The organism is bacterium (assembly GCA_035703895.1).
Taxonomy (GTDB): domain Bacteria; phylum Sysuimicrobiota; class Sysuimicrobiia; order Sysuimicrobiales; family Segetimicrobiaceae; genus Segetimicrobium.
On sequence record DASSXJ010000310.1, the window covers coordinates 12,936 to 28,639 of the forward strand.

The window sequence follows — 15,704 nt, forward strand, 5'->3', positions numbered from 1 at the left end:
CGCGGCCTGCCGCACGCATTCTCGCAGGGAAGGGTGCCGGGACCCGAGAAGTTGAACGGAAGAGGAGAGCCCCGCTCGGGAGGTGCTCCATTGCATGAGTCCTGGCACCGGTATCTCCGCTTGGGGATCGTGCACTTCATGGCGTTCCCCCAGACGTTACGGGGTGAGGGACCGATCGTGGAGACCCTCAGGCAGATCGCGGGGGACGAGTTCTTCACCGCGATCGAATTGGGCTGGGTCAACGACGCGAAGGAGCGGGCTGCGGCGGCGGCGCTCCTGCGCGAGAGCCATCTCAGCGTAGGGTTCGGCGCGCAGTCGGCCCTGCTCGTCACCAAGTCCAACCTCAACGCGCTCGAAGAGCCGGAGCGCAAGAAGGCCGTGGTCCTCGTCCAGCGGTGCATCGATCAGGCGGCTGAACTCGGGGCGAAGCGGGTGGCTGTGCTGAGCGGTCCGTATCCCGGCGCGGCGGACGAGGAGCGGGCGAAGGGACGCCTGGTCGAGTCTCTGCTCGACCTCTGCGTCTACGGCCGCGGCCGAGGAATCGGGATCACACTGGAGACCTTTGATCGAACGATTGAGAAGAAGGCGCTGGCGGGACCCACGCGGCTCTGCGTCGAGATCTCGGAAGCCGTCCGCCGGGACTTCCCGGAGTTCGGGCTGATGCTGGACCTCAGCCACATCCCGCTGGTGGGCGAGGGGATTCGGGAGTGCCTGACGATCGGGCGCGACCAGCTCGTGCATGCGCACATCGGCAACTGCGTCATGCGGGACCGCGCCCACCCCGCGTACGGCGATCAGCACCCGCGGTTCGGCATCGATGGAGGCGAGAACGATACGCCCGAGGTGATCGAGTTCGTACGGTGCCTGTTCGACGTCGGGTTCCTCGGCGGGGCGGAGCGGCCGTTCCTGAGCTTCGAGGTCAAGCCACTCCCCAACGAAACTCCCGAGGCGGTGATCGCCGGGACGAAACGCGTGTTCCAAGAGGCTTGGGCGCAAGTGTAAGGAGGCCGGCATGAGCAAGCCACGCATCTATATCACACGACCCCTGCCCGCCGCGGCCATGCGGATCTTGGAGGGGCAGGTCGAGTACCATATGTGGGACCGTGAAAACGAGGCGGTGCGTAGGGAGACCCTCCTTCGGGAGATCGTCGACGTCGACGGGATCATCTGCCTCATCACCGAGAAGATGGACGCGGAGGCGATCGAGCGCGCGCACCGCTGCCGGGTGATCGCTCAGGTCGCCGTGGGCTACGACAATATCGATGTGGCCGCGGCCACCCGCCGCGGGATCTATGTGACCAATACGCCCGGCGTCCTCACCGAGACCACGGCGGACATGGGCTGGGCGATCCTGATGGCCACAGCCCGCCGCGTCGTGGAGGGAGACAAGTTCACCCGCTCCGGCCGCTGGAAGACCTGGGAGCTCATGGGGTTTACCGGGCAGGACGTCTGGGGCGCGACGCTGGGGATCATCGGCCTGGGACGGATCGGGGCCGCGATCGCCCGAAGGGCGAAGGGGTTCGCGATGCCGATCCTCTACCACAACCGAAACCGGGCCGAGGCCCTCGAGGCTGAACTGGGCGCCCGGTACGTGTCGTTGGACGATCTGCTGCGGCAGTCCGACTTCGTGATGATCAGCGTGGCCCTGACCTCGGACACCCGCCACCTGATCGGGGAACGGGAACTGGGCTTGATGAAGCCGTCCGCGATCTTGGTGAACATCGCGCGCGGCCCGATCGTCGACCAACGCGCGCTGTACCGGGCGCTCGTGGACCGCAAGATCTGGGCCGCGGGGCTGGACGTGTTCGAGGTCGAACCCGTGCCCATGGACGAGCCGCTGCTGCGGCTCGATAACGTCGTCGTGCCACCCCACCTCGGGAGCGGGAGCATCGTCACGCGGACCAAGATGGCGACGATGGCGGCCGAAAACTGCCTGGCCGGAACGACGGGGAAGATCCCTCCCAACGTCGTGAACCCCGAGGCCAAGGAGCACCGCTGACCGCCGACCGGCCCGGCCCCCGCGGGTCCGCCGCCCAGCGGCGGTAGCCGCCGATCGGACCATGGCCACCTCGCCCCATATCCTGACCCTCGACCTCGGGACCTCGGCCTGCAAGGCATCCCTGTTTACGGTTGCAGGAAGCGTGGCCGCCCAGAGGAGCGTCGAGTACGAGACGTTCCATCCCGCGCCGGGATGGGCCGAGCAGGATCCCGGGGCGTGGTGGGACGCCGCCCTGGCCGGAATCCACGGGCTTCCGATAGAGGGTCGCCGGACCGTCATCGCGATCGGCCTCTCTAGTCACCGTGGAGGCGTCGTCCCGATCGACGCCCGGGGCCGGCCGCTCGGTCGCTGCATCATCTGGATGGACCGGCGCTCCGTCGAGCAGACGGAGATGCTGGTCCGGACGTTTGGCCGTGAGCGGCTCCATCGGGTGACCGGCCTCGTGCCCGACACCGAGTTTACCGCCGGCAAGCTCCTCTGGCTGCGGACGCACGATCCCGACGTCTTTCGGGCCGCCGCGCTGTACCTGCAGCCCCGCGACTACCTCTACTTTCGTCTGACCGGCGCGCCCGCGACCGATTACACCCTGGCGTCCAGGACGATGCTGCTGGACATCACCCGGCGGGAGTGGTGGGAGGAGGGATGCGCATTCGTGGGGGTCGCGCCGGCCGCATTCCCACCTATCTATGCCTCCGCCGCGGCGCCGCACCACATCACCGGGGAAGTCGCGCGCGCGTTGGGCGTGCCCCCGGGCGTGCCCGTGGCGTTGGGTGCCGGGGATCGCCCGTGCGAAGTGCTGGGGTCGGGCGCAGGCGATGGATGGATCATGGTATCGACCGGGACGACGACCAACGTCTCCGCACCGGTCCGCGGGGCGTGTGATGCGATCGACCCTCGAGTGATGTACTCGGCGCACGCCATCGAGGGGATGCACGTGCTCGAACAGGGGATGTCCGGGTCAGGAGCGATCCTCCGATGGTTTCGAGACCGGGTGCTCGGCGGACATCACGACGACCGCTCTCTCGACACACTGGCTCAAGACATTGCCCCGGGCGCGGACGGTCTGCTCTTCCTCCCGTTCATGATGGGCGCCCGCGCCACTCGCTGGAACCCGGACGCGCGCGGGGTGTGGTTCGGCCTGAACGAGATGCACGGCGCCGGCGCGATGATCCGCAGCATCATGGAAGGCGTCGCGTTCGAGCTTCGAGCCTGCCTCGACCTGCTCGAAGGGATGGGGGTACGAATCCGAGGACTCCTCGCCGTCGGCGGCGGCGCGCGCAGCGGTCTGTGGAACCAGATCTTCGCCGATGTCTCCGAGCGCGAAGTGGTGGCGCCGCAGCAGACGGATGCGGCATCGCTCGGCGCAATGCTGCTTGCCGCAGCGGCGACGGGTCAGGTCGCCGACCTCGCGGGTGCTCCCAGGCGCGCGAACCCTCCGGCCTCGAGCTTCCTGCCGCGTCCGGATGCCGCCGCCACCTACCGCACCCTCTACTCGAAGTACAATCAATTGTACGAGGCCCTTCGCCCCGTGTTCGCGGAGCTGCCTACGGCCCGAGGTAGGCCGTACACGTCACCTCGACGAGGAGATCCGGATGAATCAGCGAGGTGATCTGCACGAGCGTGCTGGCCGGCCGGTGCTCGCCGAAGACCCGGATGCGCACCGGGTTGATGCGGGCGCGGTCGTCCATGCTGGTGAGGTGAATCAGGACGCTCGTAATCTTTGAGAAGTCGGCTCCGACGTGCGCCAGCACGCGGCCAATGTGCTCGAAGATCTGCTCCGCCTGCCGCGCCGCGTCCCCCTTCCCAACGACCCGCCCATCCTTGTCCATCGCCACGATCCCGGAGATACACAGGGAATCCCCGGCCCGCACCGCATCGCAGTAGTGGCTGACCGGCGGAGGAAGCACGCCTTCGAGGCGAATGCGCTGGATCCCGGCCACGCCCGACCGCTTCTCTGCGTCTTCCCCGGGGTCCTCTTCCCCATGTGCTATAATTTGGGCGATCATGCGGTGCCCTCACTGCGGGAAGCGCAGCGTGATTAGCCACGTCACGGTCCGGTGGAGCCAGGTCAAGGGATCTTTTCTGCCTTCGCGGGGACACTACTGCACTGCCTGCAAGACCGCGTTTGAGGACGAGCGCGCCGCCGCGCGCGAGTTCGCGTTTCAATCCGTCCGGATCGACGCGATGACCGACGCGCTCCGCCGTCTTCAGGAGAGCGCCGACGTCATCATCGTGCGCCACCGCAGCGGCGCGCGGGAGGTCCTGTTCTGACACTCGCCCTCGCCGCGCTCGCCGGGGTGGTTGTCGGGTGGGCGCGGGGAGGCCGCCTCGAAGCGCTCGGCCGCGCGTCGCTGCGGGGCATGCCGCTCCTCGGCGCTGCGCTGGCGATGGTGCTGCTCGCGCGCGTGCCGTGGCAGGCGCCGGCCGTCGGGCGCATCCTCCAGGGTCTCGGGTATCTCGCCGCGCTCGCGGTGCTCTGGCAGAACCGCTCGCACCCGTGGGCCCTCGTGATCCTCGTCGGCCTCGGCCTCAACGCCCTGGTGCTCACGCTCAACATGGGACGGATGCCCGTGTCGGACGGCGCGCTCGCCCGGGTGACGCACACTATCGATCCGCAGGCCGGCAGCGCCGATCTCGACGCCCGTCACTTCATCGTCGGCCCGGGAACCCGCCTCTCTCAACTCGGCGACGTGGTGGCCGTGGGGGCGTGGGGGGTCGGCGTCGTGCTCAGCCCAGGCGACGTGGTCATGGCGATCGGGCTGGCCGGGTTCGTGCAGCGCGAGATGTGCGCGTGGCGGCCCGCCTGCGGCGGCGGATAGACGCGAACGTACGATCGATGCCCGATGGGCCTCCGCCGCGGAGGCCCAAATTATTTGTGAGGATGCGGCCGCGCCTGCAGGAGATGGGAAAAAAGTGGAGAAACGTGGAGATCAGTAGGGAGTAGTGGGGATCAACATGGGCGCGGGGCCGGATGCTCAGGGGCGAAGCGGAATACGCTCTGGACGAGAAGGGGCGGGTGGTGATCCCGCCCAAGTTTCGCGCGGAGATGGGAGAGCGCGTGATCGCGACCCGTTGGATCGACCCATGCCTCGCAGCGTTCTCGCCCCTCGAGTGGCAGGCGCTCGAAGAGAAGCTTCGCACGCAGCCCCTCAAGAACCGGAATTTTGTGAGGCTGCTCCTCTCGGCCGCCGAGGATTGTGATCTGGACCGGCAGGGCCGGGTCTATTTGCCCCCACATCTACGAGAATATGCCAAGATCTCGCGGGGGGTGACGATCATCGGCATGGGCAATCGGCTCGAGATCTGGAGCACGCCTCTGTGGCGGACCACGCTCCGGAAGGTCGTGAAGGCGCCGGAAGCACTGGCGAAGCACCTCGAGGAGTTGATCCTGTAGGATCCGAGGGTAGAGCATCGTGGCGGTTCTGTGGATGAGTCCGGCAAAGGAATCTCGTGAGATCCCCTCACACGTCCCCGTGCTGTTGGACGAGGTGCTGGCCTACCTCGCGCCGCGGCCGGGCGCGGTGATCGTCGACGCCACCCTCGGGGAGGGGGGACACGCAGAGGCGATTCTGAACCGCATCGCCCCGGCGGGGCGCCTGATCGGGTTGGACCGAGACGGCGATGCCGTGCTCCGATCCGAGGACCGATTGCGTCCGTTCGGGCAGAACGTCATCGTCCGTCAGGCCAACTTTGCGATGCTGGCATCGGCCCTCGACGAGGCCGGGGTTGGGTACGTCGACGGCGTCCTGTTCGACCTGGGCGTCTCGAGCCGGCAACTCTTCGAGCCGGAGCGCGGGTTTAGCTTCGACCGGCAGGGCCCGCTCGATATGCGCATGGACCTTCGGCAGCCGAACACAGCGGCGGAGTTGGTCAACACCTTGAGCGAGCGGGAGCTGGCCAACCTCATCTTCCGGTACGGGGAGGAACGCGCGTCGCGGCGGATCGCGCGTCAGATCGTCAGCCGCAGACCCCTCGAGACCACACGCGACCTGGTGCGCGCGGTCGAGGCGGCGGTGGGGGGCGGCCGCGGGCGTCTGCATCCCGCCACCCGGACGTTCCAAGCGCTCCGCATCGCCACCAACGCAGAGACCGATGCGCTCGCCGCCGGGCTCCCCCAGGCCATCGACCGGCTCCGGCCGGGGGGACGCATCTGCGTGATCGCGTTTCATTCGCTGGAAGACCGCATCGTGAAGCAGGCGCTGAGCCTCGCGGCGCGGGGATGCAGCTGCCCTCCGGACGCACCCATCTGTACCTGCGGCCGCCAGCGGACCGTGCGCATCATCACGAAGAAGCCGGTCACGCCGACGCCCGCAGAGATGCACCGGAATCCCCGCGCGCGGAGCGCCCGGTTGCGTGCCGCGGAGCGATTGAGTGAGCCGGCCCTCGGGCAGACGGCCGGGCGCCCCGCGATCTAATATGATGCCGGCTGTGCAGCAACGCGACTCTTCGTCCCCGGTGCTGATCCCGGAGCATTGGGGCTCACGAGGGAAGGAGGCGACCCGGCGTCGGCGGAGGCGTTCCCCAGTACTCGTGGTCCTCACCGTCGCAGCATTCACCGTGCTCCCATTTCTCGCATACATCGCGGAAACGTCCAACGCAGCACACATCGGCTATCGAATCCTGCAGCTGACCCATGATATCGCCGCGCTTGAATCCGAGCATGAGCGCCTCCAGGCCATCGCCTCCTCCCTCCGGGCCCCAGACCGCATCGAGCGTCTCGCGACCGCGCGTCTGGGGCTCCAGGCGCCGCGGGCAGGCCAGATCGCGTCCCTTCCGCTTCCACCGATCGCATCGCGTCACGTGTCTCCCTCCCTCCCCGGGTGGTGGGAACGGATCGACGAGTACTTCCACCGGAGTGAGGCGGCGGCCGCAGAGCCGCCGCAATGACCGGACGGCCGCACGCGTCCGCCGAGCGACCGGCGACCGCCACCTGCCGTTTGCGAATCACGGCGGTCTTTGCCGCCTGGATCGCCGCGTTTGTCCTTCTCGGCGGCCGGCTCTTCGATCTTCAAATCTTGCACGGACCCGGGCTGGCGCGGCTGGCGATCCGCCAGCAGCTTGAATCGATCCGGCTGCCCGGCCGGCGCGGATTCATCCTCGATCGGACCGGATCCCGGCTCGCGGTGAACGTCGAGGCCGACTCGATCTACGCGGTCCCCCGCGCCATTCCTGATCCCGAGGCGTTCGCGCGGGAAGTGGCCATCCCTCTCCATCTCACACCGAGAGGCGTGACGGCCCGCCTGCGCCGCGGCGGGCCATACTTTGCGTGGCTCGCGCGCCGGCAACCGCCCGAAGCGATCGACGCGGTTCGCGCCCTGGAGTTGGGGGACGCCATCGGGATCTGGCCCGACACGCGGCGCGCCTATCCGGCGGGGACGCTGGCCGCCAGCGTGATTGGGTTTACCGGGGTGGATGACGCCGGCCTCGCCGGCCTGGAGTTGCAGTACGATGGAAGCCTCCGCGGCGTCGCGGGGATCGGCACCGCCAATCGCGATGCGATCGGCCGGGAACTGGTGCAGACCGAGCGCATCGTGTCGCCTCCCCACGACGGCAACACGTTGGTGCTCACGATCGATCAGGTGGTGCAGCATGTCGCCGAACGTGAGCTCACGCGGGCGATCGCCGGCGCCGGGGCCCAGGGCGGTGTGGCCATCGTCATGGATCCGCAGACCGGCGCGATTCTCGCCCTCGTCACCGCCCCCACGTTCGATCCCAATCGGTATCAGGCCGTGCCGCCCGCCCGGTGGAAAAATCGGGCGGTGGCCGATGTGTACGAGCCGGGATCGACGTTCAAGCTGATCCTGGTTGCCGCCGCGCTCAGCAGCCACGCGGTCAGGCTCACAGAGACCTTTGCCGATCCAGGGAAGATTCGGATCAACGGGGCGACGATTCACGACGCCGAGCCACCCGACCCCAAGCACACCATCCTGTCGCTCACCGAGATCGTCAAGTATTCGAGTAACGTCGGGGCGGCGCAGGTCGCCACCCGCCTGGGGAAGGATAGGCTCTCCGCGTACATCGAGCAGTTCGGCTTTGGCCGGCCGAGCGGGATCGATCTGCCCGGCGAGGCGGCCGGGATCATCCGCCCGGTCAGCCAGTGGTACGGGCCGTCGCTCCAGAACATCGGGTTCGGCCAGGGCATCTCGGTCACCCCGATCCAGCTGCTGGTCGCCGCGTCCGCGTTGGCCACCCGCGGGATGGCCGTGCACCCGCATGTGGTCGAAGCGATTCGGGACGCTGCGGGGCACGCCATCGCGACCCCCGGGAACCTTCCCCCGCGCCAGATCATCGAGCCCGAGGTCGCCGACCAGGTCCTCGCGATGATGCGGCAGGTCGTCGAAGGGGGGACCGGCGTCAAGGCTCGTCTGGACGGGTACGTGGTCGCGGGGAAGACGGGGACGGCGCAGCGGCCGGGGGCCTCGGGAGGATACGAGCCCGGGGCGTATGTGTCGTCGTTCGTCGGGGTGGTGCCCGCCTCGGCCCCCCGGCTGGCGATCCTTGTGCTTGTCGATCGTCCGCGGGGGGTATATTTTGGTGGGGATATCGCGGCGCCCGCGTTTCGCGAGATCGCCCGGCAGGTGCTGTGGTATCTGCGCGTGCCTCCAACCGGGGCGGCGGAATGATGTCGTAGGATGGGGTCAAATTGTTAATATAGTAGGTTAGGGGTCGTCGGGTTGAGCCGAGGTCGCGGCGTGCTGGGCGCTGCCCGGGCGGGACCCGGCGGGGGGACGGGGTGCACGGGAGGGCCAGGATGCGGTTGACCGACCTGCTGGCAGGCTCGCTGCCGGCCTGTGCACTCATCGGATCCCCTGACGTTGAGATCTCGGGGATCGCCTATCATTCCGGCACCGTCAAGCCCGGAGATCTGTTTGGCGCCATCCGGGGGTTCGTCCACGATGGTCATCAGTACGCGGCGGACGCCGTCCGGCGGGGCGCCGCGGCCGTCGTGGTCGACCATCCCCTCCCCGATGTCTCAGCGACGCAGATCGTCGTCGCGGACACGCGCCACGCTCTGGCCGTGCTCGCCGCGGCGTTCTACGGTGATCCGTCCCGCCACCTCTGGCTCTGCGGGGTGACGGGGACCAATGGAAAGACCACCACGACATATCTGATCGATGCCGTGTTGCGGGCCGCAGGGCACCGCCCCGCGGTGGTTGGCACGATCGGCGTCCTGGCCCAAGGGGTCTCGGTGGACTTCCCCATGACGACCTCCACCACTCCCGAGGCCCCCGACCTGCAGCGCCTGTTGTGCGGCCTCAGGGCGGATGGGATCGATCACGTCGTCATGGAGGTCACCTCGCATGCGCTTGAGCTCTCGCGGGTCGCGGCATGCCACTTCCGGGCCGCCGTGTTTACCAACTTGACGCAGGATCACCTCGATTTTCACGGGGATCTCACACGATACCGCGGCACCAAGGCGAAGCTGTTCGCGATGGTCGCGCCGGAGGGAGTCAGCATCGTCAACGCCGACGACCCGAGCGGCGCGGCGATGGCAGAGCGGAGCCGCGGGCGGGTGATCACCTACGGGATCGATGCACCGGCGGAGGTGCAGGCGTCCGATCTCGCGCTGGCGCCGAACGGCACCCAATTCACCGTGAGGTGGTCCGAGGGGACGCAACGGTTGTCGCTGCGCCTCCCCGGCCGGTTCAACGTGTCCAACGCGCTCGCCGCGTTTGCGGTCGGCCTCGCGCACGGCATTGATCCCGCGGTGCTCGGAGCGGCGCTCGAGTCGGTGGCCGGCGTGCCCGGCCGGTGCGAGCTGGTCGACGAAGGGCAGTCGTTCACCGTCCTCGTCGATTATGCTCACTCGCCGGACAGCCTCGAGAAGATCCTCCGGCTGGCCGCACAGATCTCCTCGGGCCGCCGCATCGTCGCCTTTGGGTGCGGGGGCGAGCGGGATCGCACGAAGCGGCCGATCATGGGACGGATCGGCACACACCTCGCGGATTACGCGATCTTCACCTCCGACAACCCGCGCGGTGAAGATCCGGAGTCGATCATCCGGGAGATCGAAACCGGCGTCCAGGGGGACACAAACTTCGAGAGCATCCCAGACCGTCGGGCCGCGATCGAACGCGCTATTGCCCTGGCCCGCTCCGGCGATATCGTCGTGATCGCAGGCAAGGGGCACGAAACCTATCAGATCTTGGGAGGCCGGGTTGAGGCGTTTGACGACCGCGAAGTGGCCCGCGAAGTCCTGCGGGCCCAGCGGGGCGGGGTCGAGGCGAGGCGATGACGGGCGCGTTGGCCCCCGCGCTCACGGCGGCCGAGGTGGCGCAGCTTGGAGGGGGCGCGCTGGAGCGCGGGGAGGCCCACGCGATCATCCGGGGCGCCGCCGTGGACAGCCGGGTGATCGAGCCGGGGATGCTGTTCGTGGCTCTCCGCGGCGGCAACACCGACGGGCATCGGTTCGTCGGGGCGGCCTTTAACCGCGGCGCCGCCGGGGTGCTGGTCTCCGTGCCTTCCATCGACGCGCCGCCGCATCGACCGGTCATCCGGGTCCAGGATACACTGCGCGCGTTTCACCGCGTCGCACGCGGGATCCGGGACCGGCAGCAACTTCGAGTCGTCGGCATCACGGGAAGCGTGGGCAAGACGTCCACCAAAGAGATGGCCGCGAGTGTGACCGCGACGGCATTTCGGACCGCCCGCTCGCCGGAGACCCAGAACACCGAGATCGGGGTTCCCCTTGTGCTCGCCAACATCCCAGAGGACCGTGAAGTCGCGGTGCTCGAGATGGCGATGCGCGGTCCCGGACAGATCCGTGAGTTGGTGGAGATCGCGGGCCCCGAGATCGGGGTCATCACCAACATCGGCGAGTCGCACCTGGACTTTTTTCCCAGCCGCGACGCCCTCGCCGCGGCGAAGGGAGAGCTGGTCGAGGGCCTTCCTCCGCACGGATACGCGATCCTCAACGCGGACGACGTGCTGGCATGGGGCCTCAGGGCGCGTACCCGGGCGCGCGTCCTCTCGTTCGGGCTCGAGCGGGGGGAGGTCCGGGGGGAGGCGGTGCGCGCGCTCCCCATGCGCGGGAGCCGGTTCTCCCTTGTGACCCCGAGCGGTAGGGCGGAGGTGACGCTCCGCGTCCCCGGGCGGCACGCGGTCCAGAACGCACTCGCCGCCGCGGCGGTCGGGGTCGCGCTCGGCATCGACGCGGCGAGGATCGCCGCGGGGCTGGCGGAGGCGGCGCCGCTGCCGATGCGGTTGGAGATCGTCCGTCTCGGAGGCACGGTCCTCCTGAGCGATGTCTACAACAGCAGCCCGCAATCCGTGACGGCCGCCCTCGACGTCATGGACGAAGTCCCGGGCGCTCCCCGGGTGGTCGTGCTGGGCGACATGAAAGAACTCGGCGCGCACACGGTCGAGGCGCACCGGCGGGTCGGTCGCGAGGCGGCGCAGCGGCGCATCGATCTCCTGGTTGCGTTCGGCCCTATGGCCGCGGACCTGGCGGCCGCGGCGCGCGCGGAGGGCGGGCCCCGGGTGGTGCACACCGAGCGCCTCGAAGAGGTGGTGGATCTCCTTCACCGGACGCTCGTCTCCGGGTCGGTCGTGCTGGTCAAAGGGTCGCGCGCGATGGCGATGGAGCGCATCATCGCCGCATTGACGCGGGCGGAACCCACGGAAGCGTCTGGGCGGGGAGGAGGCGTGTGACGCCCTACCTCACGACCGCAGGCCTGGCCGCCGCGCTCACCCTGGCCGGAGGCGGCCCCCTCGTCGGATGGTTACGGCGCACGGGCGCCGTCAAATCGGTTCGGGAGGAAGCACCGTCACGCCACGGGGTCAAGGCGGGCACGCCGACGATGGGAGGCATGCTGATTATCGGCGCCGCGATTCTCGCGGTGTTGATCGCCCGCCGCGTGTTCGGGGGGAATGTCGGTGAGGTGCTGATCGCCCTGGCCGTCGTGATCGGCTTTAGTGCGGTGGGCGGCGTGGACGACGCCCTCGGCATCGTCCGCCGCCGCAACCTCGGCCTGCGGGCGCGGGAGAAACTGCTCCTGCAACTGCCGCTGGGCCTGGCGCTCGGCGTGTACGCCGTCCTGCATCCCGCCGTGGGTGGGTGGATCGGCGTGCCCGGCACGCACCTCCGAGTGGACCTGGGGTGGGGGTATCCCGTGTTCTGCGCGCTGTACGTCGTGGGCATGGCGAACGCGGTCAACCTGACCGACGGCCTGGACGGCTTGGCCGCCGGCAGCGTGGTGATCGCCGCGGGCGCGCTCACGGCGATCGCGGCGCAGGCCAACGTCGCCTCCGCCGGAATGCTCTGCGCGGCGCTGGCCGGGGCCTCGCTCGGGTTCCTCTGGTACAACGCGCATCCGGCGCAGATGTTTATGGGCGACGTCGGATCGCAGGGGCTCGGGGCCGGCCTCGCGGTGGCCGGGGTGCTCGGCAAGATGGAGCTGCTCGTGCTCGTGGTCGGGGGGTTGTTTGTGTGGGAGGCCCTGTCCGTCGCGCTCCAAGTCGCGTCGTTCAAGACGACCGGTCGCCGGATCTTCCGGATGAGCCCGTTCCATCACCACCTGGAATTGATCGGCTGGACGGAGACCCAGACCGTTGTGCGGTTCTGGGTGTGCGGGGTACTGCTCGCGGCGCTGGGCGTGAGGCTTAAAGGATGATCGCAGACGTTATCGCGCGCCTTCGCGGCAAACGCATTCATGTGGTCGGCCTCTCGGGGACCGAGGGGGCGGCCGTCGTCGATTTCTTGCTCGACCACGGGGTGACCTCGATCACCGGGCACGACCTCCAGACACAGGACGGGTTCCCGGAGGCGTTCCGGCGCACGCACGCCTGGATGGACCCGGCCGCCCAGGAGGCGGCGATCGCGCGGCTGCTCGGGGCGCCGATCCAGCTCCGCTTCCGCGACCGCTATCTCGAGGGCATCCAGCACGCCGAAGTGATCTACGCGGGGCAGGCCTGGTTCCGGCATCCGGAAAACGCGCCGGTGGCACGGGCCCGCGACGCCGGGGTGCCGCTCTCCAGCATGACCGAGTTGTTCTTTGAGACCGTCCCCTGCCCGATCCTCGGCGTCACCGGGACCAACGGAAAATTCACGGTGGTGCAGCTGGCCGCGGAGATGCTCGCAGCGAGCGGCCGGCAGACGTTCGTGAGCGGAAACGATCGGATGCACGTCCCCATCGTGTACCGGCTCAACGAAGTCACCCCCGGCGCGATCCTGGTGCTCGAGATCAGCAATCGCCAGCTCCTCGGGCTCCGGTATAGTCCGCAGATCGCCGTGATCACGAACGTGACGCCGCATCACCTGGACGATCACGGATCGTTCGAGGCGTACGTCCGGGTCAAGTCCGGCATCCTCGCCTACCAGCGGGCGGACGATCGGGCGATCCTCAATGCGGACGATCCGCCGACGTGGGGCCTCGCGCCGGCCGCGCGCGGCCGCGTCCTGCCGTTCAGCCGGCTGCGTGAGGTGGAGGAGGGCGCCTGCCTCGTCGCCGGCCGGATCACGGTGCGCGTGGATGGGCACGAGGACCGGCTGTGCTCCGTCGGCGATCTTCAAGTGCCGGGGCCACACACGGTGGAAAACGCGCTCGCCGCGTCCCTCGCCGCGCGGGCCGCAGGCGCCTCGGCGGAGGCGATCGCCTCGGCGCTGCGGGCCTTTCGAGGGCTGCCCTACCGGATGCGGTTTGTCGCTGAGGTCGGCGGCGTCCGGTTCTACGAGGACTCGCTCGCCACGAATCCCGCCGCTGCGGCGGCCGCGATTCGCGCGTTCGACCGTCCCCTCGTGCTCATCGCCGGCGGGCAGCGCCGGGGTGGGACCGCCGCCGATTTCCGGCCGCTGGCCCACGCCCTCGCGGATCGGGCCGCGTCCGTGCGCGCCGTCCTGCTGATCGGAGCCATGGCCCCACGCATCGGGGAGGCGTGTGATGCCGCCGGGCTCCGCATCCCCATGCTCATGTGCGGGACCCTCGACGCGGCGGTCCAACGCGCGCGCGAACTGGCCCACGCGGGAGACGCCGTGACGCTCTCTCCTGGATGCGAGAGCTTCGATCAGTTCCGCGACTATCGGGAGCGGGGAGACCGGTACCTCGCCCTCGTCTCCGCGCTGGCCCGGGAAGCGGAAGCGGGCGTCGGCGGGAGCGGGCGATGGACCTGATCCATCGCCGCGCCGCGGCCTGGGAGGTATTTCTGACCGCGCTCTTCCTGACGTGCATCGGGATCGTGATGGTCTACAGCGCCTCGTCGGTCGCGGCGCAGGCGCAGTACCATGACGGCGCGTTCTTTCTGAAGCGGCAGATCATCTACGCCGTGATCGGCCTCGCCACGATGTCCGTGGCCTGGAAAATCCACTACGCCAAACTGCGCCGGTGGACGGTGCCGCTGCTGGCCGTCACCATCCTCGCGGTGATCGTCGTCCTGTTTCCTCACATCGGCCGGGTCGCAGGCGGCGCGCGCCGCTGGCTGCCGCTCGGAGGAGTGTTTAACTTCCAACCGGCCGAACTCGCGAAGCTGGGGATGATTCTGTATCTGAGCAACTTCCTCGCCAACCGCGGCACACGGGTTCGCGAGTTCGCCGCCGGGTTGCTGCCGCCGGTGATCGTCTTCCTCGTCCTGGCCGCGGCGATCCTGAGGCAGCCGGATCTCGGATCGGTCCTGATCCTTGCGATGGTCACCGGGGTGATGTTGTTTGTCGGCGGCGCGCGTATCGAGCATCTGCTCGCGCTCGGGTGCGCCGCGGTTCCCGTGGTGTTCGCGCTGGTGATGCGCGAAGGATACCGGAGCAGCCGGCTCCTCGCGTTTCTCGACCCCTGGAAGGACCCGCGCGGCACCGGCTTCCATATTATTCAGTCGCTCCTGGCGTTGGGATCGGGCGGCCTCACCGGGCTCGGGCTCGGCCACAGCACGCAGAAGTTCTTCTATCTTCCGGAACGGCACACCGACTTCATCTTCGCGATCATCGGCGAAGAGTTGGGGCTGGTGGGGGCCGCCGGGGTGATTGTCCTGTTCATCCTGCTGGCCGTCTGGGGGTTTCGGATCTCATCCCGCCTGCCCGACCGCTACGGGATCCTGCTGACCACGGGGCTCACCTCGATGCTCGTCGGACAGGCCGCGCTCAATATCGGGGTCGTCTCGGGGACGGTGCCCGTCACGGGCGTGCCGCTGCCGTTCATCTCGTTCGGTGGGTCGTCGCTTGTGTTCAGCTATCTGGCCATCGGCATCCTCCTCAACCTGTCCCAGTACGCGCATCCTGCCGACGGGGTCGTTGCCTCCGCTTCATCGCGAGGACCCACGCGGGACGCCGCGCGGGGACGCGCATGAACATCCTGCTCGCGGGCGGCGGGACGGGCGGCCACGTGTACCCGGGGCTCGCGATCGCGGAAGCCCTGCGCCGCCGCGATTCGAGCGCGCGTGTCCTGTTTGTGGGCAGCCGCGCGGGCATGGAAGCCTCGCTCGTTCCCGCCTCCGGCGTCCCGTTCGTGGGGCTGGCCGTCCGGCCTCCGCGCAGCCGGGCTCCGTGGCGGTTGGTCGTGTCTGCGGCGAGCGTCGGCGTCGGCCTCGCGCAGGCGTTCTGCGTGGTCGCGCGCTTCCGGCCCGACGTGGTGATTGCGACCGGTGGAGTCGCCGCCGTGCCCTCCGTGATCGCCGCCGCCGTCACGAACGTGCCGGTCGTCGTCCTTGAGGGAAACGCCCTCCCCGGACGGACGAACCGCACGCTGGCGCGGTACAGCCGCGTCATCGCCGTCTCCTCCGA

The 15,704-nt window shown here is 69.0% G+C and carries 16 protein-coding genes; 15 read left to right on the forward strand and 1 reads right to left on the reverse strand.

All coding sequences use genetic code 11. From position 1 onward, the window contains the following. Nucleotides 1-90: 90 nt before the first annotated feature. The 3 genes from VFP86_20345 (at nucleotide 91) to VFP86_20355 (ending at nucleotide 3,608) form a co-directional block, all read left to right on the forward strand. On the forward strand, nucleotides 91-1,002 hold the full coding sequence (locus tag VFP86_20345) for a TIM barrel protein (protein HET9001999.1): 912 nt from the start codon (nucleotides 91-93) through the stop codon (nucleotides 1,000-1,002). 10 nt (nucleotides 1,003-1,012) lie between these two features. Next, nucleotides 1,013-1,999: a D-glycerate dehydrogenase gene (locus tag VFP86_20350; protein HET9002000.1), complete on the forward strand. Its 987-nt coding sequence runs from the start codon at nucleotides 1,013-1,015 to the stop codon at nucleotides 1,997-1,999. Between the two features lie 61 nt (nucleotides 2,000-2,060). Beyond that, nucleotides 2,061-3,608 (forward strand): FGGY family carbohydrate kinase, encoded by a 1,548-nt coding sequence (locus VFP86_20355; protein ID HET9002001.1) that lies wholly within the window; start codon nucleotides 2,061-2,063, stop codon nucleotides 3,606-3,608. Here the strand turns inward: VFP86_20355 and VFP86_20360 are convergent. Next, nucleotides 3,544-4,005, reverse strand: coding sequence for a RidA family protein (locus VFP86_20360; protein HET9002002.1), 462 nt, complete (start codon nucleotides 4,003-4,005; stop codon nucleotides 3,544-3,546). The genes VFP86_20355 and VFP86_20360 overlap by 65 nt on opposite strands. Before the next feature lie 28 nt (nucleotides 4,006-4,033). On the opposite strand from VFP86_20360, the gene VFP86_20365 reads away from it, so the two are divergent. From VFP86_20365 to VFP86_20420, 12 genes are all read left to right on the forward strand, one after another. After that, nucleotides 4,034-4,270, forward strand: coding sequence for a hypothetical protein (locus VFP86_20365; GenBank protein HET9002003.1), 237 nt, complete (start codon nucleotides 4,034-4,036; stop codon nucleotides 4,268-4,270). Between the two features lie 26 nt (nucleotides 4,271-4,296). Next, nucleotides 4,297-4,818 carry a DUF5317 domain-containing protein gene (locus tag VFP86_20370; protein HET9002004.1) on the forward strand — a complete coding sequence of 174 codons (522 nt, stop codon included), beginning with the start codon at nucleotides 4,297-4,299 and terminating at the stop codon, nucleotides 4,816-4,818. A gap of 152 nt (nucleotides 4,819-4,970) precedes the next feature. Beyond that, entirely contained in the window at nucleotides 4,971-5,393 is a 423-nt protein-coding gene (gene mraZ, locus VFP86_20375; protein ID HET9002005.1) for a division/cell wall cluster transcriptional repressor MraZ, read from the forward strand. 34 nt (nucleotides 5,394-5,427) lie between these two features. Next, the gene (gene rsmH / locus VFP86_20380; protein HET9002006.1) at nucleotides 5,428-6,414 is read left to right on the forward strand and encodes a 16S rRNA (cytosine(1402)-N(4))-methyltransferase RsmH; all 987 of its coding nucleotides are present in this window, start codon (nucleotides 5,428-5,430) and stop codon (nucleotides 6,412-6,414) included. 13 nt (nucleotides 6,415-6,427) lie between these two features. Further along, nucleotides 6,428-6,886, forward strand: a complete 459-nt coding sequence (locus VFP86_20385) for a hypothetical protein (GenBank protein ID HET9002007.1) — start codon at nucleotides 6,428-6,430, stop codon at nucleotides 6,884-6,886. Then, a complete protein-coding gene (locus VFP86_20390) occupies nucleotides 6,883-8,622 on the forward strand; it encodes a penicillin-binding transpeptidase domain-containing protein (protein HET9002008.1) in 1,740 nt (579 codons plus the stop codon). Before VFP86_20385 ends, VFP86_20390 begins: the two co-directional genes overlap by 4 nt. Before the next feature lie 128 nt (nucleotides 8,623-8,750). Next, a complete protein-coding gene (locus VFP86_20395) occupies nucleotides 8,751-10,235 on the forward strand; it encodes a UDP-N-acetylmuramoyl-L-alanyl-D-glutamate--2,6-diaminopimelate ligase (GenBank protein HET9002009.1) in 1,485 nt (494 codons plus the stop codon). Continuing rightward, the gene (gene murF / locus VFP86_20400; GenBank protein ID HET9002010.1) at nucleotides 10,232-11,650 is read left to right on the forward strand and encodes a UDP-N-acetylmuramoyl-tripeptide--D-alanyl-D-alanine ligase; all 1,419 of its coding nucleotides are present in this window, start codon (nucleotides 10,232-10,234) and stop codon (nucleotides 11,648-11,650) included. The genes VFP86_20395 and murF overlap by 4 nt, the downstream gene beginning before the upstream one ends. Continuing rightward, a complete protein-coding gene (gene mraY / locus VFP86_20405; GenBank protein ID HET9002011.1) occupies nucleotides 11,647-12,612 on the forward strand; it encodes a phospho-N-acetylmuramoyl-pentapeptide-transferase in 966 nt (321 codons plus the stop codon). The genes murF and mraY overlap by 4 nt, the downstream gene beginning before the upstream one ends. After that, nucleotides 12,609-14,108, forward strand: coding sequence for a UDP-N-acetylmuramoyl-L-alanine--D-glutamate ligase (murD, locus tag VFP86_20410; GenBank protein HET9002012.1), 1,500 nt, complete (start codon nucleotides 12,609-12,611; stop codon nucleotides 14,106-14,108). The genes mraY and murD overlap by 4 nt, the downstream gene beginning before the upstream one ends. Further along, nucleotides 14,099-15,271 carry a putative lipid II flippase FtsW gene (gene ftsW, locus VFP86_20415; GenBank protein ID HET9002013.1) on the forward strand — a complete coding sequence of 391 codons (1,173 nt, stop codon included), beginning with the start codon at nucleotides 14,099-14,101 and terminating at the stop codon, nucleotides 15,269-15,271. The genes murD and ftsW overlap by 10 nt, the downstream gene beginning before the upstream one ends. Then, nucleotides 15,268-15,704, forward strand: a 437-nt coding sequence (locus VFP86_20420) for a glycosyltransferase (protein ID HET9002014.1), incomplete at its 3' end; no start/stop codon positions are given. The genes ftsW and VFP86_20420, both read left to right, overlap by 4 nt.